Raw genomic sequence first — 21,328 nt, 5'->3', positions numbered from 1 at the left:
CGGAGACGGACTCCATCTGCTGATAGCCGCCCGCTATGTGCGCCCTGCACCGGGACATTACCGACCATCGGGTAAGCTAGCGCCCTCGTTTGCACAGGAATTCCAGGTGGCTGACTCCCCCAACGCTTCCCCCGCGCCGGCCCGCGCGCTGGAAGGTCAGAAACTGCTGTTGTGCGTCGGAGGCGGGATCGCGGCCTACAAGGCCCTGGAACTGGTGCGGCGCCTGCGCGACGCCGGTGCCCAGGTGCAGGTGGCGATGACCGCCGGAGCACAGCAGTTCGTCACTCCGCTCAGTTTCCAGGCCCTGTCCGGGCAGCCCACCCGCACCACGCTGTGGGACAGCGCCGCCGAACAGGCCATGGGCCACATCGAGCTGGCCCGCTGGGCCGACCGCATCGTGGTCGCCCCGGGTACCGCCGATCTGCTGGCCCGGCTGGCCCAGGGCCACGCCGATGATCTGGTCAGCACCCTGTGCCTGGCCAGTACCGCGCCGCTGACGATCTGCCCGGCGATGAACCACCGCATGTGGCTGCATCCGGCCACCCAGGCCAACATCGCCCTGCTGCGCCAGCGCGGCGCGCAGGTGATCGGCCCGGTCGACGGTCCGCTGGCCGAAGGCGAATCCGGTCCCGGCCGTCTGGCCGAACCGGGCGACATCGTTGCCGCGCTGGCTGCCAATGGCAGTGCTGCAGCGGCGGTTGTCGCACCGGAAACCCGCGTGCTGCAGGGCCTTCGGCTGCTGATCAGCGCCGGCCCGACCTATGAAGACATCGATCCGGTGCGCTACGTCGGCAACCGCAGCAGCGGCAAGATGGGCTTTGCCCTGGCCGCGGCCGCCGCGACGATGGGTGCCCAGGTGGTGCTGGTCAGCGGTCCGGTACAGCTGCCGACGCCAGCCGGCGTGCAGCGCGTGGACGTGCGCTCGGCCGCGCAGATGCGCGATGCCGTGCTGAAGTCGTTGCCGGCCGACATCTATATCGGTGCCGCCGCGGTGTCCGACTACACGCCACGCCAGGTCGCGCCGCAGAAGCTGAAGAAGACTGCCGACAGCCAGTCGCTGGTGATCGAGCTGGTGCGCACGCCGGACATCCTCGCCGAAGTCGCTGCACAGACGCAGTCGCTGAAGCTGGTGGTCGGCTTCGCCGCCGAGACCCACGACGTGGAGAAATATGCGCGTGGCAAGCTGGTCGACAAGCGCCTGGACCTGGTGATCGCCAACCAGGTCGGCATCAGCGGTGGTGGATTCGAGAGTGACAACAACGCCGCCACGGCCTTCTGGCAGGACGGTGAACAGGTATTTCCGGCCACCTCCAAGCGCGAGCTGGCCGAACAACTGCTGGCGCTGATCGCGCGGAGACTCCAGGCATGACCCAGGCTTCCACTTCCCAACCGCTGCAGGTCAAGCTGCTTGATCCGCGTTTCGGCGACAGCTGGCCGCTGCCGGCCTACGCCACCGAAGCCAGCGCCGGCATGGACCTGCGCGCGGCGCTGGATACCGCGCTGACCCTGCAGCCGGGCGACACCGCGCTGGTGCCCAGCGGCCTGGCCATCCATATCGCTGATCCGCACCTGTGCGCGGTGATCCTGCCGCGTTCCGGGCTGGGCCATCGCCACGGCATCGTGCTCGGCAACGGCACCGGCCTGATCGACGCCGATTACCAGGGTCCGTTGCTGATCAGCGTCTGGAACCGTGGCCGCGAGGCCTTCACCATCGAGCCGGGCGATCGCATCGCGCAGCTGGTGGTCGTGCCGATTGCCCGCGTCAGCCTGCAGGTGGTGGATACTTTCACCGACAGCGTGCGGGGAACGGGTGGATTCGGCCATACCGGGGTGCGTTGACGGGGGACATTGATGAGCGGCATCGGGGAAGGGCAGCGGGAACGGTCGTTGGGACGCAGTGCGCCACTACTGGGGGTGCTGCTGGTCCTGCTGGCCGGCTGGTTCGGATGGAGCGCGGTGCAGCAATGGCGGCAGGAGGCCAACGGCCAGGCGCTGGAAGAAGCGCGTGACCAGGCCGTGCAGGGCTTGCAGGAGGCCGCAGCCGGCCAGCTGAAGCAGCTGCAGCAGCAGTTGAAGAACGAACGCGTGCAGCAGGCACTGCAGGCCGGCGACGCCGCGGCAGCGGCGCTGGCCGTGCGCGAGAGCTGGACCGGCGTGGAGCAGGCTGACGTGCTGACCGCCGATCTGGCCACGGCCTATGCCGACCCGGCCACCTTCGGCTACGCACGCCTGGCCCTGCTGGAACAAGCGCTGGCCGAGGGCAAGCCTGGCCTGCGCGTGGTGCGCGATGCAGGTGGCAATCGCCTGGGTCTGGCGGCTCCGGTGCAGCTGGGCAGCCTTGGCCCGGCAGTGCTCTACGTGCGCCAGCCATTGCTGCGGCTGACCTCGCCGCTGGACCAGGTGAGCGCCCCGTCCACCGGCTTCCTCGGCCTGCGCCAAGGCACGCATGACCTCGTTGCCCAGGGCGACGCCGGCCTGGCCGAGAGCGCCGAAGCGCTGGCGCGCCCGGTTCCGGGCACGCCGTTGCGGCTGGTGGCCGCCGTACCGAATGTCGAAGCCGGTCCTCTGGGCCTGGGTTCGCTGGCCAGTGCCATCGTCGCGCTGCTGCTGGCGTTCATCGCCGTGCTGCTGGTGGTGGGTCGCGGCCGGCTGCCGAAGTCGCTGCCGTTGCCGCGCCGTGCGGCCGTGGCGGAAGCGGATCATGGCCCGACCCTGAGCGAGAGCCTGCAGATGGCGCCGCCACCGGTGGCCGCCGCCAGCGCCGCGGACACTGCGCCGCCGCCGCCACCGGTCCCTGCCGGGGAACTGGCCGCCGGCATCTTCCGCGCCTACGACATCCGTGGCGTGGTCGGCAGCGAACTGACGCCGAAGACCGCCGCGCTGATCGGCCAGGCCATCGGTACCGTGGCGCTGGAACAGGGCCTGCGCGAGGTGGTGATCGGCCGTGATGGCCGCCTGTCCGGCCCGGAACTGGCTGCGGGATTGGCCGAGGGCCTGCGTCGCACCGGTTGCGCGGTGATCGACATCGGCCTGGCACCGACGCCGGTCGTCTATTACGCTGCCTTCCACCTGCGTACCGGCACCTGCGTGGCGGTCACCGGCAGTCATAACCCGCCCGAGTACAACGGCTTCAAGGTGGTCATCGGCGGCGAGACGCTGTCAGGCGATGCCATCACCGATCTCTACCAGCGCATCGTCGAGGGGCGCCTGGCGCAGGCGGCCGAGCCGGGCGATTACCAGCAGCGCGATGTCAGTGCCGACTACATCCAGCGCATCGCCGACGACGTGCAGCTGGACCGCCCGTTGAAGGTCGTGGCCGATGCCGGCAACGGCGTCGCCGGTGCGCTTGCACCACAGCTGCTGGAAGCCATCGGCGCCGAAGTCATCCCGCTGTACTGCGATGTCGACGGTACCTTCCCCAACCATCATCCCGACCCGAGCGAGCCGGCCAACCTGGAAGACCTGGTGCAGACGGTCAAGCGCTTCGGCGCCGACCTCGGCGTCGCCTTCGATGGCGACGGAGACCGGTTGGGCGTGGTCACCGGCGAAGGCAGGATCATCTATGCCGACCGCCTGCTGATGCTGTTCGCCGCCGACGTGCTGATGCGCAACCCCGGCGCGATGGTGATCTACGACGTGAAGTGCACCGGCAAGCTGTCCGATCACGTGCTGCGCAATGGTGGCAGCCCGTTGATGTGGAAGACCGGGCACTCGCTGATGAAGGCGAAGATGCGCGAGACCGATGCCGAGCTGGCCGGCGAGATGAGCGGCCACTTCTTCTTCAAGGAGCGCTGGTTCGGTTTCGACGATGGCCTGTATGCCGCCGCGCGACTGCTGGAGATCCTGGCGCAGCGCGAGGAAGCCCCGGACGAGGTGCTGGCCGAGCTGCCGGAGATGGTGGCCACGCCGGAACTGAAGGTGCCGGTGGCCGAAGGCACGCCGCATGCGCTGGTGGCGATGCTGGTGGCGGCGGCACAGTCGCCGGACAACCCCTATGTGGGCGGCCGCCTGTCGACCATCGACGGCCTGCGCGTGGACTTCCCCGATGGCTGGGGGCTGGTGCGTGCTTCCAATACCACGCCGGTGCTGGTGCTGCGCTTCGAGGGCAACGACGAGGCGGCACTGGAACGCATCCAGGCGTTGTTCCGCAGCCAGCTGCAGCCGGTGCTGGGCGACACCCCGCTGGGGTTCTGAGGTGAGGCCGGGCTGCGCCCGGCACCCGCCGAATCAACGTCAACGTCAACGTCAAAGGCCGGCTATCCGAGGGATGCGGGGTGGGTCCGGTTACGGGGGACGCTGCAAGTACGTCCATGTAAGCTCGGTCGCCGCATCCATGCGGCTCACGCCCCCGCAACCGGACCCACCCCGCCTTCGACAGATTTCCGCGATCTGTCGGAACGGCATGGACCGCTGCTGGTGGGTGTCGACCTTGGTCGACACGGTAGATCCACGCCATGCGTGGATGCTCTTCCGGCTTCGATGATGTCCATCCACGCATGGCGTGGATCTATTACCCCTTGAAACGCAAGCCCACGCCCGGCTCGGTGAACAGGTAGCGCGAATCCAGCGCTGAATCGCCCAGCTTGTGCCGTAGCTTGCCGACCAGGATGCGCAGGTAATGGGTGTCGTGCTGGTGGGTCGGGCCCCAGATTTCCTGGAGGATCTGCGGCTGGGTCACCACCCGCCCGGCATTGCGCAGCAGCAGCGACAGCAGCGCGTACTCCTTGCGGGTCAGCGCTACCGGCTCGCCATCCAGCGCCACTTCGCGGCGTACGAGATCCACATGCAGATGGCCATCGTCGAACACCGGTGGCGTGCCGTCGCTGGGCACGCTGCGCGTGCGCAGCAGCGCCCGCACCCGCGCCATCAGCTCCTGGGTGCCGAACGGCTTGGTCACGTAGTCATTGGCGCCAGTATCCAGTGCGCGCACCTTTTCGGCTTCACCCGCACGCACGGTCAGCATGATCACCGGCACCTGGCTCCACTGCCGCAGTTGCTCCAGCACCTCATGGCCTTCCATGTCCGGCAGGCCGATGTCCAGGATCACCAGGTCCATGTCCTCGCTGGCCGCCAGCTGCAGGCCTTCCTGGCCGGTGGCCGCCTGCCGCACCTGGTAGCCCTGCGCGCGCAGGCTGATGTCCAGGAACCGGCGGATCTGGGTTTCATCATCGATCACCAGCACGCGCGGGGCCGGCGCGCTGGCGTCAATCGGAGTCGGGCTCATCGTGGGAGGCTGGCTTGAGCAGGGGCAGGGTGATGCGGATCAGGGTACCGCGACCGTCGCGTCCGGGCAGCGCCTGCACGCTGCCGCCATGCGCACCGACCATGCCCTGGCAGATGGTCAGGCCCAGGCCGGTGCCGTGGCGGCCACGGTCGCCGCGCTCGACGCTGTAGAACATGTCGAAGATGCGCGCGCGCTCGTCATCGGGAATGCCGGGGCCGGCATCGATCACATCGATGCGCAGCTGTCCGTCCAGTTCGCGCGCCTGCACCTGCACGGCGGCATCGGGTGGCGAGAACTTGGCCGCGTTTTCCATCACGTTGAACACCGCCTGTTCAACCAGCGCCGGGTGTACCCAGATTGGCGCGAGCGTGGCCGGAATATCCAGCTCCAGCCGCACCTTGGGCTGGTAGCGCTGCAGGCGCCGCGCCGCCGAGCCGATCAGCTCGTCCACGCCGATCCAGTCGCGGTTGATCTTCAACCCTTCGTGGCCGAGCCGGGTCATGTCCAGCAGGTTCTGGATGTAGCGGTCCAGCCGCTCGCCTTCGACCAGGATGGTGTCCAGCAGGGCACGGCGATCAGCCGTATCCATCGCCGCACCGTAGCTGGCCAGGCTGTCGGCCGAACCGATCATCGCCGCCAGCGGCGAGCGCAGGTCGTGTGACACCGAAGAGAGCAGGGCCGAGCGCAGCCGCTCGGTCTCGTTGCTGACGTGGGCCTGCTCCAGTTCGGCCACCAGCCGCGTGCGCAGCGCGGCCTGGGCGATGTCGTCGACCATCGCCTCGGCCAGCTGCCGCTGCTCGGGCAGCAGGCGCGCCTGTGCGCCGGGCAGGTAAAGGCCCGCCACGCCGATGGCGCGGTCTTCGCCATCCAGCAGCGGCAGGAACCACCATTGCGCACCGGCCAGGGTGTCGGTGAAGCGCCCGCTCGGCTGGCCGTGGCGCAGTGCCCAATCGGCGGCGGCCAAGTCGGTATCGCCCGGCTGGCTGCGGCCACCGGTTGCGGTATCGGCGCCGATCCGTAGCCACGCTGGAACGTCCATGGCCTGTTCCAGTGCATGCCGACCCGCCTGCGCCACCTCGCCGTTGCCGGCCGCGCTGGCCAGCTGCCGTCCCAGCTGCTGGCGCGCACGCGCATGTCGATTCGCCGCACGCAGCGCGATCACCTGCATGCGCAGGCGCGAGGCCAGGCGTCCGGCCACCAGCGCGGCGGCCAGGAACAGGAACACGGTGATCACGCCCTGGCGCGCGCCGATGGCGAAGGTGAAGCGCGGCGCGATGAACAGGAAGTTGTAGGCGAGGAAGCACAGGATCGCCGCCATCACCGCCACGCTGGCGCGCGTGCGTGCGGCCACCAGCACCACCGCCACGATGAACACCATCGACAGGTCGGCCATGCCGACCCAGCGTTCGGCCAGCCATGCCACCGCACAGGCCAGCGCGGTGGCGATCAGCGCCTGCACCGGTTCGTAGCTGATGCCGCGCATCGGCGGCAGCAGGCCCTCGCGGCGCGAACGCGCACGTGCCTGCGGGGTGCTGATGATGGTGATCTCGTAATGCGCGCCGCGCTGGATCAGCTGCTGGGTCAGGGTGCGGTTGAACATCCGCGCCAGTGGACGTTCGCGGGTCCGGCCGAGCACCAGGGTCGACACGCCGTTGTGCGCGGCATGGTCGAGCAGGGCATCGGCGATGCTCGATCCATGCAGCAGTTCGGCGTCGCCGCCGAGGCGCCGTGCCAATGCGAAGGCCGCATCGATCTCGCGCCGGGTCGCCTCGTCCTGGCGTCGGCCCTGCACGGTCACCACCGTCCACGGCGCATCGCGGCGTTCGGCGATGCGCCGCGCCACCCGCACCAGGTATTCGCTCTGACCGCCGCCATCAATGGCCACCAGCACGCCACGACGCAGTGGCAGGTTGCTCTCGCCGCGCGCGGCGCGCGCTTCACGCAGGCTGCTGTCGACGCGGTCGGCGGCCTCCTGCATGGCCAGCTCGCGCAGTGCGGTGAGGTTGGCCGGCGAGAAGAACGCCTGCAGCGCCTGCGCGGCCTGTTCGGGCACATAGACCTTGCCCTGCTGCAGGCGCGCGATCAGCTCGCGCGGCGGCAGGTCGACCAGCACGATGTCGTGCAAGCGGTCGAGCACCCCATCCGGCACGGTCTCGCTCACGCGTACGCCGGTGATGCGCATCACCACGTCATTGAGGCTTTCCAGATGCTGGATGTTGACCGTGGTCCAGACGTCGATGCCGGCGTCCAGCAGCTCCATCACATCCTGCCAGCGCCGCTCGTGGCGGCTGCCGGGTGCATTGCGATGGGCCAGTTCGTCCACCAGCACCAACGCCGGATGCCGTGCGAGCACGGCATCCAGGTCCATCTCCTGCAGGGCATGGCCGTGGTAGGCCACATCCTTCAGCGGCAGCTGTGGCAGCCCCTCCAGCAGCGCCTGGGTATCGGCACGGCCATGGGTTTCCACCAACCCGACCACCAGGTCGACGCCGCGGCGCAGCTGTTCCTGCGCGCGGGTCAGCATGGCGTAGGTCTTGCCCACGCCCGGCGCCGCGCCGAGGAACACGGTCAGCTTGCCGCCGGCTTCGCGTTGCAGGCCTTCGACCAGGGCATCGGCCTGGCGGGTACGCGCATCAGTCATGGGTGCCATTGTGCGCGCAGCCGGTGCAGGCCGGCATCACGGCGCCTTGGCCGCGTGGTCCAGCGCGAAGTTCAGCGTCACCACGTTCACCCGCGGCTGGCCGAACAGGCCCCACTGGCGACCTTCGGTGTGCGCCTGCACCAGTGCCTGCACGCGTTCCACCGGCAGGCCACGGGCACGCGCCACGCGTGCCACCTGCAGCTGCGCTGCAGCCGGTGACAGCTGAGGATCCAGGCCGCCGGCGGACTGGGTGACCAGGTCCGCAGGAACCTGCGCCGGGGCAACGCCTTCGCGTGCGGCCACCGCCGCGGTGCTGGCGGCGACGCGCTCGGCCAGCGCCGGGTTGCTGCGCGCCATGTTGGAACCGGCTGCCGCCATCGGGTCGTAGTTGGCCGCCGATGGCCGTGCCTGGAAGTAGCCATCACCGGTGAACGGCTGCGACAGCCACGCCGAGCCGCGCACCTGGCCATTGCCATCGCGCAGCAGGCTGCCCTCGGCCTGGGTCGGGTAGGCCAGGCTGGCGAAACCGGTGGCGATACCGGCGTAGACCGCACCCGCCAGCAGCAGGGTGGCCAGGCCCAGGCCGATCGCCGGGCGCCAGCTGGCGCCGTCCTGCAGGCTGGCCACCCGGGCCTCGGCCTTCGGTTCGCGGGACAGGGAAGTGGAGGTGGAAGCAGAACGGTTCATGCGCCGAATACCAGGACAAGAAGGAGGTCGATCGCCTTGATCGCTGCGAACGGCAGCAGCACGCCGCCGAGGCCGTACACCAGCATGTTCCGGCGCAGCAGCGCCGTTGCGGTGGCCGGGCGGAAGCGCACGCCACGCAGGGCGAGCGGGATCAGGGCGGGAATCACCAGGGCGTTGAAGATCAGCGCCGCCAGCACCGCATTGCGCGGGCTCGACAGCTGCATCACGTTCAAGGCGGCCATGGTCGGAACGGCCGCGGCGAACAGCGCCGGCAGGATCGCGAAGTACTTGGAGACGTCGTTGGCCAGCGAGAAGGTGGTCAGCGCGCCGCGGGTGATCAGCTGCTGCTTGCCTACTTCCACCACTGCCAGCAGCTTGGCCGGGTCCGAATCGAGGTCGACCATGTTGCCGGCCTCCTTCGCCGCCTGCGTACCGGAGTTCATCGCCAGGCCGATGTCGGCCTGGGCCAGTGCCGGGGCGTCGTTGGTACCGTCACCGACCATCGCCACCAGGCGGCCACCGGCCTGCTCCTGGCGGATGCGCGCCAGCTTGTCTTCCGGTCGCGCCTCGGCGATGTAGTCGTCGACACCGGCTTCGGCAGCGATCGCGGCGGCGGTCAGCGGGTTGTCGCCGGTGATCATCACCGTGCGGATGCCCATCGCCCGCAGCTGCGCGAACTTCTCGCGCATGCCGTGCTTGACCACGTCCGACAGTTCGATCACGCCCAGCACGTGGCGGCCCTCGGCCACCACCAGCGGGGTGGCACCGTTGCGTGCGACCTGCTCGACGCGGCCGGCCAGTTCAGCCGGCACACTCCCACCCAGTGCCTGCACGTGGGCACGGATCGCATCGGCCGCGCCCTTGCGGATCTGCCGGCCATGTTCCAGGTCCACGCCGGACATGCGGGTCTGCGCACTGAACGCCAGGTACTCGGCGTGGTCCGGTTCAGCGGTGGCGCAGCCCTGTTCGCGCGCCAGGCGCACGATCGACTTGCCTTCCGGGGTCGGGTCGGCCAGCGAGGACAACAGCGCCGCTTCACGCAGCTGGCTGGCATCGATACCGGCCAACGGATGGAAGTGGCTGGCCTGGCGATCGCCGTAGGTGATGGTGCCGGTCTTGTCCAGCAGCAGCACGTCCACGTCGCCCGCGACTTCCACCGCCTTGCCCGACTTGGCCAGCACGTTGGCGGCCAACGCGCGGTTCATGCCGGCGATGCCGATGGCCGGCAGCAGGCCGCCGATGGTGGTCGGGATCAGGCAGACCAGAAGCGCGATCAGCAGCAGCGGGTCAACCTGCACGCCTACCGCCGCGCCAATGGCCGGCAGCGTCGCCACCACCACCAGGAAGGTCAGCGTCATCGCCGCCAGCAGCAGGGTCAGTGCGATCTCGTTCGGCGTCTTCTGCCGGTTGGCGCCTTCCACCAGCGCGATCATCCGGTCCAGGAAGCTGTGGCCCGGCTCGGCGGTCACCCGCACGATGATCTGGTCGGACAGCACCTTGGTTCCGCCGATCACACCGGAACGGTCGGTACCGGCCTCGCGCAGCACCGGTGCCGATTCGCCGGTCACCGCTGCTTCGTTGATGGTAGCCAGGCCCTGCACGATCTCGCCATCGGCCGGTACCAGCTCACCGGCACTGACGATCACATGGTCGCCCGGGCGCAGCTCGGCGGCTGGCAGCTGGGTTTCCGCGGCACCCGGTTGCGGTGCGGCCAGGCGGCGCGCCACCAGGTCCTGGCGGGCGCGGCGCAGCGATGCGGCCTGGCCACGGCCACGTGCTTCGGCCACGGCTTCGGCGAAATTGCCGAACAGCACGGTCACCAGCAGGATCGCGGTCACCGCCAGGCCAAAGCCCAGCGGCGCATTGCCGGTCAGGGTGACGATCGCGGCCACGATCGTGCCGGCCATCACCACCGCCATCACCGGGCTGCGCACCAGATGCATCGGCGACAGCTTGCGCACTGCCTCGACCAGTGCGCGGCGCAGGCCTGCGCCATCCAGCAGGGCAGGGCGCGGTGCGAGGGAACTACGGGTTGAACTTGCATGGGTACTCATTGCGGTGTCCTCAGTGCAGTCCCAGGCTCAGGTGGTCGGCGATCGGGCCGAGTACCAGCGCCGGCATGAACTGCAGCACGGTCAGGATGACGATCACCGAGACCAGGGTCAGGGCGAAGGTCGGCGTTTCGATCTGCAGGCTGCCGGCAGACTCCGGCGCCTGGCGCTTGGCAGCCAGCTGTGCGGCCACCACCAGCGGGATGATCAGCAGCGGGAAGCGGCCCAGCAGCAGCACCAGCGAGCAGCTCAGGTTCCACCACAGCGTGGCGTCTCCCAGCCCTTCGAAGCCCGAACCGTTGTTGGCATAGGCCGAGACATACTCGTAGAACACTTGGCTGATGCCATGGAAGCCGGGATTGGAGGTGCCCGCCAGGCCGGGCACGGCCAGGGTGATCGCGGTGAACACCAGCAGGGTGATCGGCTGCAGCAGCACGAGCAGGGCCAGCAGGCGCACCTGTGGCGTCTCCAGCTTGCGGCCGAACAGTTCCGGCGTGCGCCCGGTCATCAACCCGGCCAGGAACACACCCAGCAGCAGGTACACGATGAACTGCTGCAGGCCACAACCGATGCCGCCCCAGATCGCGCTGACCAGCATGTTGACCATCGCGATGCCGCCACTGAGCGGCGCCAGCGAATCGTGCATGCCGTTGACCGAGCCGTTGGAGACCTGGGTGGTCACCGCCGCCCACAGCGCAGTGCCATCGGCGCCGAAGCGCACTTCCTTGCCTTCCATCAGCAGCGGGGTGGCGGCGCTGGCGCTATGCCCTTCGCTCCACATCATCGCGCCGGTGGACAGCAGCGACATGCCCAGCATGCAGCTGAACACCAGGGCGCCGAAGCGGCGCCGGCCGGTGAACGCGCCGATCATGAAGATCACCGCCATCGGCACCAGCAGGATGCCGACGATCTCCAGCGCGTTCGACAGCGGGGTCGGGTTCTCCAGCGGGAAGCTGCTGTTCGGGCCATACCAGCCGCCGCCGTTGGCGCCCAGCTGCTTGGCCGCGACCATCGCCGCCACCGGTCCCAACGGCAGTTTCTGTTCGGCCATGCCAGCGCTGGCATCGATCGGCGTGGCCTGTGGCCCACCGGCCATCGTCGACGGCACGCCCTGACTGGTCAGCACCAGCGTCCACACCAGGCACAGCGGCAGCAGGAAGCGCACGCACAGGCGCACCACGTCCACGTAGTAGTTGCCCACCGCCACCTGGCGGTCATCGCCGGCCCTGGTGGTCGCCGCAGCCTGCGGCGCACGCGAGAACAACGCGCGCAGCGTCGCCACCGCCAGCGCCAGGCCCATCATCGGCGTCACCACCTGCAGGCCGGTGATGCCGGTCATCTGCGAGAAGTAGGACAGCTGCGCCTGGCCCGAATAGTGCTGCTGGTTGGTGTTGGTCAGGAACGAGATCATCGTGTGCAGCGCGGTGTCCCAGCGCATGTTCGGGATCTGGTCCGGGTTCAACGGCAACCAGGCCTGGGTCATGAACACCGCCTGGGTCAGCACCGCGACCACCACGTTGCTCAGCACGAAGGCCAGCACATAGCCGCGCCAGGACATGGCGCGCGATGGATCGACGCCAAGCACCTTGTACAGCGGCTTCTCGATCCAGTGGAACAGCACGTCGACCTTCATCGGCGTGCCGCGCATCACGCGCGCCAGGTACAGGCCCAGCGGCCACGCCAGCAGCAGGCTGGCGGCAATAATCACAAGCATCTCAGTCATGGCCGGCTCCGCTCAGAACGACTCGGGCCGCAGCACGACATAAAGGAGATAGGCGGCGGCAACCAGCACCAGCACGCCACACAACAACGACAGCCAGGGGGACATTGCAATAGCGTCCTGGTGGAACCCCTCCACCTCAGGCCGCCATCGTCGTCCTACCCCCCATAAACGCACTACGCGCTGGACCGGGCCGACGCGTAAAGAGTGCATAAATTCCGTGGGCCAACCCGTAACCAGGCCCGGGGTAGCGCCGGGCCATGCCCGGCGGAGGCAGCGCCGTCAGCCCGCCGGAGCGTCCGCTGGCACCAGCCCCTTCAGCTCGCGATAGCGCTGCAGGGTGCTGTCGATCTCGGCCTTCAACGCCTGCTGCTGCTGCACCAGCCCGGCCTGCAGGCGCTGCTGCGCCTGCAGCTGCGCATGCCGCTTGCGGATCGCCTCGGCCTGCTTGTCGGCCACCTTGGCGCCGGCCAGCTCGCGGTCTCCCGCCGCCGACAGCAGCGCCACCAGCGACTCACGCAGGCTGGTGACGTTGTACTCGGCTGTCTTCAGGTTGTTGTCCAGCACTTCCTGGCGCTCGGCAAACACCCGGCGCAGGTCGGCCTCGCTGCCGTAGGTGGACAACATGGCCTGCTCGGTGCGCTGGCGGGTCTGCTCGGCCATCAGGTCCAGCTGTTGCTGCTGCGCAGCGGTGCTGGCAGCGGCACGCTCCTCGTCGGTCAACGCGCGCTGGACCTGCGCATTGCGCAGGCCCGTGCTCGCATTGAATTCCTCGCGGGCATGGTTGACCGCGTCGGCCGGCAGCGAATCACTGCAGATCCGCTCCTTGCCCTCGTTCCAGCAGTACAGCTTCTTTTCCGCCTTGCCGCTGTCGCGCGACTGCGCCGGTACGGTGAACGGCACGACCAGCAGCAGGCCGGCGAAGAGGACAGCAGGAACTCGGGACATGACCTTTCCCCTGGGTCGGTCAGCGGATCGAACGAACGCCGTACTGGGCCCGGTAGGCTTCCAGCGGCTGCCGGTAACCCACAAGTTCCGGGTTGCCGGAGGCGAAATCAAGCAGATCGGCCAGCGATGCCACGGCGATCACCGGGATACCGGCTTCTTCGGCCACCGACTGCGCGGCAGAACGGCGGTCGGTCTCCGAAGCGATCTCCTGGCGGTCCAGCGCCACCACGATGCCGGCCGGGGTGCCACCGGCGGCGCGGATGATGCCCAGCGCTTCGCGGATCGCGGTACCCGCGGTGATCACGTCGTCGACGATCAGCACGCGCTTGCCCTGCATGTCGGCGCCGATCAGCTGGCCACCCTCGCCATGGTCCTTGGCTTCCTTGCGGTTGAACGACAGCGGCAGGTCGCGGCCGCGCTGGGCCAGCTCGCAGGCCATCGCGGTGGCCAGCGGGATGCCCTTGTAGGCTGGGCCGAACACCACGTCGTACTTGATCCCGCTGGCATCAATGGCATCGGCATAGCACGCGCCGAGCTGGGACAGCAGCGAGCCGGAGTCGAAGCGCCCGGCGTTGAAGAAATAGGGGCTCAGCCGGCCGGACTTGAGGGTGAACTGGCCGAAGCGAAGGGCGTCGGCGGTCAGGGCCAACTGCAGGAAACGGTGGCGGTGGTCGCTCATCAAAACTCGATTCATCTTCATTTGGAGCACAAATCCTAATCCAGCTGGGCGTTTCGCGCTCGTCCGGCCCCGTGTGAAGGCGCTGGCGGGCCCACCCGGCGGACTGCGCAGCCCTGCAGTCAACCGGTATGCTTGCCCGGTTTCCCGCCGTAGGTCTTCCGCATGCGCATCATCAGTTTCAACGCCAATGGCATCCGTTCCGCCGCGACCAAGGGCTTCCTCGACTGGTTCCGTGCCCAGGATGCCGATGTCCTGTGCATCCAGGAAACCAAGGCCCAGGAAGACCAGCTGAGCGACCCGATGTTCCGCCCGGACGGCCACCACTGCTTCTACCGCGACGCCATTACCAAGAAGGGTTACAGCGGTGTGGCGATCTACAGCAAGCGCGAGCCGGACCAGGTCATCACGTCGCTGGGCTGGGCCCCGTTCGACGACGAAGGCCGCTACATCGAGGCACGCTACGGCAACCTCAGCGTGGTCTCCTTCTATATCCCGTCCGGCAGCTCGGGCGACCTGCGCCAGGGCTTCAAGTTCGAAGTGATGGAATGGCTGCGGCCGATCCTGGAGGAGTGGGCGCGCAGCGGCCGCGACTACGTGCTGTGCGGCGACTGGAACATCGTGCGTTCGGCGCTGGACATCAAGAACTGGAAGTCCAACCAGAAGAATTCCGGCTGCCTGCCGGAGGAACGCGACTGGCTCAACGCCCTCTGCGCCGACCACGGCCAGGCCACCGATGTCACCGCCGGCCGCGGCTGGGCCGATGCCTACCGCCTGCTCAACCCCACCGGCGAGGACTACACCTGGTGGAGCAACCGCGGCGCCGCCCGTGCCAACAACGTCGGTTGGCGCATCGACTACCAGTTCATCACCCCGGGCCTGCGTGACCGCCTGCGAAGCTGCTCGATCTACCGCGACGAGCGCTTCTCCGACCACGCCCCGTTCACCGTGGACTACGACCTGTGACCGAGGCTGCCAAGCCGCGCCGACCGTGGCAGCAGGTGTTGTCCAACCTGAGCCAGCGCAAGGTGCTGGCGATGCTGCTGCTCGGCTTCAGTTCCGGCCTGCCGATCTATCTGGTGGGCAACACGCTCGGCTTCTGGATGCGCAAGGAAGGCATCGAGCTGAGTACGATCGGCTTCCTGTCATGGGTCGGGCTGGCCTACACCATGAAGTTCCTGTGGGCACCGATCGTCGACAAGACCGACGTGCCTCTGTTCGGCCGCTTTGGCCGCCGCCGTGGCTGGATGCTGCTGTCGCAGCTGGTTGTGGTGGTGGGCCTGGTCGGCATGGCGCTGGTCCAGCCCAAGGGGGGCCAGATCCAGTTCCTGGGTATCGCCTGGCAGCACATCGTCGTGTTCGGCGTGATGGCCGTGATCGTGGCGTTTGCTTCGGCCACCCAGGACATCGTCATCGATGCCTGGCGCATTGAAAGTGCTGACAACAGCGAGCAGCTTGGACTGCTGACCTCATCCTCGGCACTGGGCTACCGCACTGCATTGCTGGTCACCGATGCGCTGATCCTGATCATCGCGGCCCGTGTCGGCTGGCAGGTCTCGTACGAGATCATGGCCGTGCTGATGGCGCTTGGCGTGGTGGCCGTGGTCATGGCCAGGGAACCCGCCAGGGAGGTGGCTGCCGTGCAGGCGCAGGCGACCTCGCTGTGGACACCGCGCGGATTGTTCGACGCCGTAGCAGGACCGTTCATCGCCTTCGTCCGCGAGCACCGCAGCGGCGCGATCCTGATCCTGGTGGCCATCAGCGTCTATCGCATGGCCGACTTCGTCATGGGGCCGATGGCCAACCCCTTCTACGTCGATCTCGGCCTGGACGAGGACACCGTGGGCGCGGTGCGTGGTTCGGTCGGGCTGGTCGCGACCTTCGTCGGTATTGCCGCAGCGGGCCTGGTCTCGGTCCGCTGGGGGGTGCTGGCGGCGCTGATGGTAGGCGCTGTGCTGGGGCCGGCCTCCAACCTGGCGTTTGCCTGGCTGGCCTATTCCGGCCCGGACACAACCCATTTCGCCGTGGCCATGGCAATCGACAACTTCGCCAGCGGCTTCGCCGGTACGGCGCTGATCGCCTACATGTCGAGCCTGACCAGCATTGGATACACCGCTACCCAGTACGCACTGCTGAGCTCGTTCTACGCGATGCCCGGCAAGGCGCTCAAGGGGCTCTCGGGGTGGTCGGTACAGACGCTCGCACAGGGCCGGACGCTGCTGGAAGGCTACGCGCTGTTCTTCGTCGGTACCGCGCTGGTGGCGATCCCGGTGGTGATCCTCTGCGCCCTGCTGATCCTGCAGCAGCGCCGTCGCCAGGCCGCCGGCTCGACCTGATTGCCTGCCCGCCCGGTCTGCGGGATCATCGCCCCGACGCGCCGAGGGGGCGGTGCCTTGCGAACGGGGAAGTGAGCATGGCCGACGTTGTGCTGCGGGACCTGGACCCGCTGCTGCTGGAACGTATCAAACGCGTCGCGGTCGCCCGCGGCTGGACCCACGAACAGACCTGTGCCGCCTTGCTGGAGCAGGGTCTGTTCAGCAGTGAACTGGAAGTCCGCTCCGGCTTCGGCGATCCGGAAGTGGATGCCCTGTCCGATGCCATTGCCGCCCTGCAGGCCTTGCCCGCAGGGCAGGGCTTCGATTAGCGGCCGCGCCGCAATGCTGTAGAGACGAGCCCACGTCCGGCTGCCCGGTAGATCCACGCCACGCGTGGATGGCGCCACCTCACGCCAGGTGGATCGCCCCCAGGATCCGCGGGCCCTTAGCTCCGGTCACGCTTGGCAGGTTGCCGGCCAGCCCGTCCATCATCCGCTGCGCCAGCCATGCGAAGCCCATTGCCTCCACGTACTCCGGGTCCAGCCCGTGCACGGCGCTGGATTCCACCTGCACGTCCGGCAGCCGGGCCGCGAGGCGCTTCATCAGCTGCCGGTTGCGTACCCCGCCGCCACAGACCAGCAGGCGGCGGGTCTGCGGCTGCTGCGCCAGCAGCGCGTCGGCCACCGTTGCCACGGTCAGCTCCAGCAGGGTCGCCTGCACGTCGGCCGCCGCGTACTGGCCCTCGGCCATGTGCGCCTCGGCCCAGGCCAGGTGGAACTGCTCACGGCCGGTGCTCTTCGGCGGCGGCAGCGCGAACCACGGGTCCGAGCGCCAGCCCGCCAGCAGGCCCTCGTCCACCGCGCCGCTGGCGGCGTACGCGCCGTCGGCATCAAAGGTGCGGCCGGTGTGGCGCTGGCACCAGGCATCCATCAGCGCATTGGCCGGGCCGGTATCGAAGCCACGTACCGCACCTTCGCGCGGAATCAGGGTCAGGTTGGCGATACCGCCCAGATTGAGCACGGCGCGGTCTTCGTCGGTCGTGCCCAGCATGGCCAGGTGGAAGGCCGGCATCAGTGGCGCACCATGGCCCCCGGCCGCCACGTCGCGTCGGCGGAAGTCGGAGACCGTGGTGATCCCGGTCAACTCGGCGATGCGGTTGCCGTCGCCCAGCTGCACGGTGAAGGCGGGGTCGGCCAGCGGCCGGTGACGCACGGTCTGCCCATGCGAGCCGATCGCGAGCACCTGGCTGCGGTCCACGCCAGCCTCGGCCAGCAGCTGGTTGGCGGCCCCGGCGAAGCTGATCGCGATCCGGGCGTCCAGCTCGCCCAGCTCCTCCAGCGAATCCAGTGGACCACCTTCGCCCAGCGCCACCAGCCGTGCACGCAGCACCGGCTCCCAGCGGGCGGTCAGGCCGTGCACGAAGCGGCAGCCTCCGCCGGCAGGAAACTGCACCAGCGCGGCATCGATGCCGTCGGCACTGGTGCCCGACATCAGGCCAAGGTACAGGGGGGCGTCAGTGTCGGCAGTCGTGTTCATGGCGGGCATAAAAAAAGGACGCGGCAAGCTTGTGCTGCCGCGTCCTTCTTCGTCAACGCAGGGGCTCAGCCGCGCTTGCGGCCGGTGCTGCTCTTGTCCTTGGCGCTGGCCACCTCGGGGGCGGCCTCGTCGCGGCTGGTCGGTGCCGGGCTGGCATCGGCGTAGATCAGCTTCTCCATGCCCTGGATGCGGGCCATCGCCGGCGCGGTCTGCGCGCGGAAGGCGACCAGCTCGGCGCCCTTCAGCGGCTCCGGCGGCGGCATGGTCACGGTCAGCGGGTTGCGGTGCTCGCCGTTGACGCGGAATTCGTAGTGCAGGTGCGGGCCGGTGGCCAGGCCGGTCGAGCCGACATAACCGATCACCGTGCCCTGGGCCACCCGCTGGCCGGTCTTGATGTTCGCAAAGCGCGACATGTGCCCATACAGGGTGGTGTGGCCACGGCCGTGGTCGAGGATCACCACGTTGCCGTAACCGCGCTGCACGCCGGCGAACTGCACGCGGGCGTCGCCGGCGGCCATGATCGGGGTGCCGGTGCGCGCGGCGTAGTCCACGCCCTTGTGCATGCGCATCTTGCCCAGCACGGGGTGCTTGCGCGCACCGAAGGTCGAGCTCAGCCGCGCGAACGGGATCGGCATGCGGATGAAGCTCTTCTTCAGCGAACGGCCGTTGATGTCGTAGTACTCGGACTTGCCGTTGCGGTCGAAGCGGAAGCCGGAATAGGTCTTGCCACCGGTGGTGAAAGTCGCCGCCAGAATCTTGCTGGTGTCCACCTTCTCGCCTTCGCGCCAGGTTTCATCCATCACCACGCTGAAGCGGTCGCCCGGCTGCAGGTCCTTCGAGAAGTCGATGTCGTACTTGAAGATGTCGTCGGTCATCGTCGCGATCGCCGACGGCGACAGCCCGGCGCGGCGGGCCGCGGCATACAGCGAGCTGGTGATCTCGCCACTGGTGACCACCGTGCGCGTGGAGGTCTCGCGCTTGGTCACCTTCTCCTTGATGTCGTCACCGGCCAGGCTCAGCTCCACCCGGTTGTCGGCATCGCGGTCGAAGCGGATGCTGCGCAGGTCGCCGGACAGGGGCATGTCGAAGGCGATCTCGGCGCCCGGGCGAAGCTTGGTCAGCGCCTCGCGCGCCCCCGGGTGGTCCAGTACCCGGTGCAGGGTGGTCGCCGGGATACCGGCCTTGTCGAACAGATCGCTCAGGGTCTGGCCGCGTTCCACGCGCAGCACCTGCCAGCTGTCACCGGGCACCTGCTGCTGGCGGGCCATGGCCAGCGGCGGCAACGGCAGTGCCAGGCTGGTATGGCTGTCGGCAAAGGGGGCGTCGATGGTGTGCGAGAAGCCCGGCACGATCGTCGCCACCAGGGCGCCGATGGTCGCGAACAGGCTGGCATGCATCCAGTGGCGCCGGGTCCAGCGCTCGTTGAAGGCGGCGGGAAGATGTTGCCTGAGCTTCCGATGCAGGGCGTTGTCGTGCAGGACGTGGAGGCGTTCCTGGAAGCGCTGCTTGCGTGCGCGCCCTTGTTCGGAATTGTGCATCGGCGGTTTTTTCCTGGTGGCCCGGGAGCGGGGGCCTGATCGCCGGTTACCATAGACACCTGAGAAAACCGCGTCAAACCCTTGTGCCCATTGGCTTTTGTGAAGCCAATCGGGTTAACTTTGCTTTAACACCCCACACAAGAATCGGCGTTGCCGGGAGTAGTCACGTGTCCTCGATTGAAGAAGCCCTTGCCCAGATCGGCCGTGGTGCCGACGAGATCCTCAAGCTCGAGGATCTGCGTGCGCGCCTGCAGGAGGGCCGCCCGCTGCGGATCAAGGCCGGCTTCGACCCCACCGCGCCCGACCTGCACCTGGGCCACACGGTGCTGCTGAACAAGATGCGCCAGTTCCAGGACCTCGGCCACCAGGTCATTTTCCTGATCGGCGACTTCACCGGCATGATCGGCGACCCGTCCGGCAAGAGCCTCACCCGCAAGCCGCTCAGCCGCGAGGACGTGCTGGCCAACGCCCGTACCTATGAGGAGCAGGTGTTCAAGGTGCTGGACCGCAGCCGTACCGAAGTCCGCTTCAACTCGGAGTGGTTCGGCAAGATGGGCGCGGCCGACATGATCCGCCTGGCCGGCCAGCACACCGTGGCACGCATGCTCGAGCGCGACGACTTCGCCAAGCGCTACGCCGCCCAGCAGTCCATCGCCATCCATGAGTTCCTGTACCCGCTGGTGCAGGGCTACGACTCCGTGGCCCTGGAGGCCGACGTGGAGCTGGGCGGTACCGACCAGAAGTTCAACCTGCTGATGGGCCGTGGCCTGCAGGAGCACCACGGCCAGAAGCCGCAGGTGGTGCTGACCATGCCGCTGCTGGAGGGCCTGGACGGCGTCAACAAGATGTCCAAGTCGCTGGGCAACTACATTGGCATCAGCGAACCGGCCATCGACATCGTCACCAAGACCATGAAGGTGGACGACACCCTGATGTGGCGCTGGATCGAGCTGCTGTCCTTCGACATCAGCCAGGCCGAAGCCGTGCAGCTGCGCGAGCAGGTGGCCAATGGCGGCCTGAACCCGCGCGTGGTCAAGCTGCGCCTGGCGCGTGAACTGGCGACCCGCTTCCACGACGCCGCAGCGGCCGAGCAGGCGATCGCCGGCTGGGAAGCGGCGGTGACCGGGCAGGGCGACATCACCCAGCTGCCGCTGCAGGACGTGGCGATCCCGGTCGAAGGCCTGCGTATCGCTGCGCTGCTGACCGCGGCCGGCCTGACCCCGAGCAACTCCGAAGCCAACCGCAAGCTCAAGGAGCGCGCGGTCAAGGTGGACGGTGAGGTGGTCGAGGACGGCCAGCAGGTGCTGCAGCCGGGCTTCGAAGGCCTGCTGCAGGTCGGCAAGCGCACCTTCGCCCGCGTACGCCTGGTCGCTGCCTGAGACAAAGGAAGGGCCGGCGCAGCCGGCCCTTCCTTATGCTCTTGTAGAGCCAAGCCCACGCTTGGCTGCTCTTCGGGCGGTCCTCCCGCAGCGCGACGGATGAACGGATGCAACATCCGGTGAAAAAAATCGCCACACCCCCTTCACAAACGATGGGAATAGGGACATACTTCTCCTCCCCCGTCGCAGGGGTCGCCACCAAGGGGCTTCAGCGACAACAGGGCGCCCACCACCGCCGAACGAGATGATCGAACGAAGGTGTTGACGAGGCGGAAAAGCCGGCTATAATGGGCGGCTCGCTACGAAGGAAACTTCGCAGCACACGGGAACGGCGCTGAGGCCACTTCCCAAGATCTTTGAAAGTATGCGCAGGTATCTTGTGAAGGCGCCTGCAGGAAGGATGATTGTCCATCTTGCAGACGTTTGATCAAGCAACTATTAATTGTTTTAAAGCAAGCGATACGTTGCCAGCATCAATCATCTGCAGCTTTAAATTTTGATCTTCGGATCATGCAGTTTTAAGTGAAGAGTTTGATCCTGGCTCAGAGTGAACGCTGGCGGTAGGCCTAACACATGCAAGTCGAACGGCAGCACAGGAGAGCTTGCTCTCTGG

Annotated in this window: 17 protein-coding genes and 1 rRNA gene; 8 read left to right on the top strand and 10 right to left on the bottom strand. The window is 68.0% G+C overall.

Translation table 11 applies throughout. The features are described from left to right. Positions 1-106 precede the first annotated feature (106 nt). The 3 genes from coaBC to AC5P78_RS06620 are packed head-to-tail and all read left to right on the top strand — an operon-like array spanning position 107 to position 4,194. Positions 107-1,369 carry a bifunctional phosphopantothenoylcysteine decarboxylase/phosphopantothenate--cysteine ligase CoaBC gene (gene coaBC, locus AC5P78_RS06630; RefSeq protein WP_043035173.1) on the top strand — a complete coding sequence of 421 codons (1,263 nt, stop codon included), beginning with the start codon at positions 107-109 and terminating at the stop codon, positions 1,367-1,369. Next, the gene (gene dut / locus AC5P78_RS06625) at positions 1,366-1,839 is read left to right on the top strand and encodes a dUTP diphosphatase (RefSeq protein WP_005407763.1); all 474 of its coding nucleotides are present in this window, start codon (positions 1,366-1,368) and stop codon (positions 1,837-1,839) included. Before coaBC ends, dut begins: the two co-directional genes overlap by 4 nt. A gap of 12 nt (positions 1,840-1,851) precedes the next feature. Continuing rightward, the gene (locus AC5P78_RS06620; protein ID WP_049459890.1) at positions 1,852-4,194 is read left to right on the top strand and encodes a phosphomannomutase/phosphoglucomutase; all 2,343 of its coding nucleotides are present in this window, start codon (positions 1,852-1,854) and stop codon (positions 4,192-4,194) included. Positions 4,195-4,510: 316 nt separating this feature from the next. Here the strand turns inward: AC5P78_RS06620 and AC5P78_RS06615 are convergent, their stop codons facing one another. From AC5P78_RS06615 to pyrE, 8 genes are all read right to left on the bottom strand, one after another. Further along, positions 4,511-5,224 carry a response regulator transcription factor gene (locus tag AC5P78_RS06615; protein ID WP_005412001.1) on the bottom strand — a complete coding sequence of 238 codons (714 nt, stop codon included), beginning with the start codon at positions 5,222-5,224 and terminating at the stop codon, positions 4,511-4,513. Further along, the gene (locus AC5P78_RS06610) at positions 5,205-7,865 is read right to left on the bottom strand and encodes an ATP-binding protein (protein WP_012478919.1); all 2,661 of its coding nucleotides are present in this window, start codon (positions 7,863-7,865) and stop codon (positions 5,205-5,207) included. Before AC5P78_RS06610 ends, AC5P78_RS06615 begins: the two co-directional genes overlap by 20 nt. Before the next feature lie 36 nt (positions 7,866-7,901). Continuing rightward, positions 7,902-8,552, bottom strand: a complete 651-nt coding sequence (kdpC, locus tag AC5P78_RS06605) for a potassium-transporting ATPase subunit KdpC (RefSeq protein ID WP_495217174.1) — start codon at positions 8,550-8,552, stop codon at positions 7,902-7,904. Further along, the gene (kdpB, locus tag AC5P78_RS06600) at positions 8,549-10,606 is read right to left on the bottom strand and encodes a potassium-transporting ATPase subunit KdpB (RefSeq protein WP_111151151.1); all 2,058 of its coding nucleotides are present in this window, start codon (positions 10,604-10,606) and stop codon (positions 8,549-8,551) included. The genes kdpC and kdpB overlap by 4 nt, the downstream gene beginning before the upstream one ends. 10 nt (positions 10,607-10,616) lie before the next feature. Then, complete coding sequence (kdpA, locus tag AC5P78_RS06595) at positions 10,617-12,326, bottom strand: potassium-transporting ATPase subunit KdpA (protein ID WP_183153727.1); 1,710 nt, start codon at positions 12,324-12,326, stop codon at positions 10,617-10,619. Positions 12,327-12,338: 12 nt separating this feature from the next. Continuing rightward, positions 12,339-12,431 (bottom strand): potassium-transporting ATPase subunit F, encoded by a 93-nt coding sequence (locus AC5P78_RS06590; protein WP_005407770.1) that lies wholly within the window; start codon positions 12,429-12,431, stop codon positions 12,339-12,341. Positions 12,432-12,605: 174 nt separating this feature from the next. Further along, positions 12,606-13,271: a hypothetical protein gene (locus AC5P78_RS06585; protein WP_005407771.1), complete on the bottom strand. Its 666-nt coding sequence runs from the start codon at positions 13,269-13,271 to the stop codon at positions 12,606-12,608. 19 nt (positions 13,272-13,290) lie between these two features. After that, complete coding sequence (gene pyrE, locus AC5P78_RS06580) at positions 13,291-13,950, bottom strand: orotate phosphoribosyltransferase (RefSeq protein WP_005407772.1); 660 nt, start codon at positions 13,948-13,950, stop codon at positions 13,291-13,293. A gap of 162 nt (positions 13,951-14,112) precedes the next feature. Here pyrE and AC5P78_RS06575 point away from each other — a divergent pair, with 162 nt between their 5' ends. The 3 genes from AC5P78_RS06575 to AC5P78_RS06565 all read left to right on the top strand — a co-directional run bounded on the left by AC5P78_RS06575 (position 14,113) and on the right by AC5P78_RS06565 (position 16,591). Next, positions 14,113-14,913: an exodeoxyribonuclease III gene (locus AC5P78_RS06575; protein WP_005407773.1), complete on the top strand. Its 801-nt coding sequence runs from the start codon at positions 14,113-14,115 to the stop codon at positions 14,911-14,913. After that, positions 14,910-16,283: an AmpG family muropeptide MFS transporter gene (locus AC5P78_RS06570; protein ID WP_005412009.1), complete on the top strand. Its 1,374-nt coding sequence runs from the start codon at positions 14,910-14,912 to the stop codon at positions 16,281-16,283. Before AC5P78_RS06575 ends, AC5P78_RS06570 begins: the two co-directional genes overlap by 4 nt. 77 nt (positions 16,284-16,360) lie before the next feature. Next, a complete protein-coding gene (locus tag AC5P78_RS06565) occupies positions 16,361-16,591 on the top strand; it encodes a hypothetical protein (RefSeq protein ID WP_005407775.1) in 231 nt (76 codons plus the stop codon). Positions 16,592-16,670: 79 nt separating this feature from the next. On the opposite strand, the gene AC5P78_RS06560 is transcribed toward AC5P78_RS06565, so the two are convergent. Together AC5P78_RS06560 and AC5P78_RS06555 are read right to left on the bottom strand one after the other, a co-directional pair. After that, on the bottom strand, positions 16,671-17,798 hold the full coding sequence (locus AC5P78_RS06560; protein ID WP_081284566.1) for an anhydro-N-acetylmuramic acid kinase: 1,128 nt from the start codon (positions 17,796-17,798) through the stop codon (positions 16,671-16,673). Positions 17,799-17,863: 65 nt separating this feature from the next. Then, a complete protein-coding gene (locus AC5P78_RS06555) occupies positions 17,864-19,336 on the bottom strand; it encodes a M23 family metallopeptidase (RefSeq protein WP_005407777.1) in 1,473 nt (490 codons plus the stop codon). A gap of 167 nt (positions 19,337-19,503) precedes the next feature. Here AC5P78_RS06555 and tyrS point away from each other — a divergent pair, with 167 nt between their 5' ends. Both tyrS and AC5P78_RS06545 read left to right on the top strand, forming a co-directional pair. After that, the gene (gene tyrS, locus AC5P78_RS06550; RefSeq protein ID WP_005407778.1) at positions 19,504-20,715 is read left to right on the top strand and encodes a tyrosine--tRNA ligase; all 1,212 of its coding nucleotides are present in this window, start codon (positions 19,504-19,506) and stop codon (positions 20,713-20,715) included. Positions 20,716-21,234: 519 nt separating this feature from the next. Further along, positions 21,235-21,328, top strand: a 16S ribosomal RNA gene (locus AC5P78_RS06545); the annotation flags it as partial.

This window comes from Stenotrophomonas sp. YJH_SMC_133, from assembly GCF_059370655.1.
The sequence above is the reverse complement of the archived record's forward strand: the minus strand, read 5'-3'. Positions and strand labels throughout refer to the sequence as shown.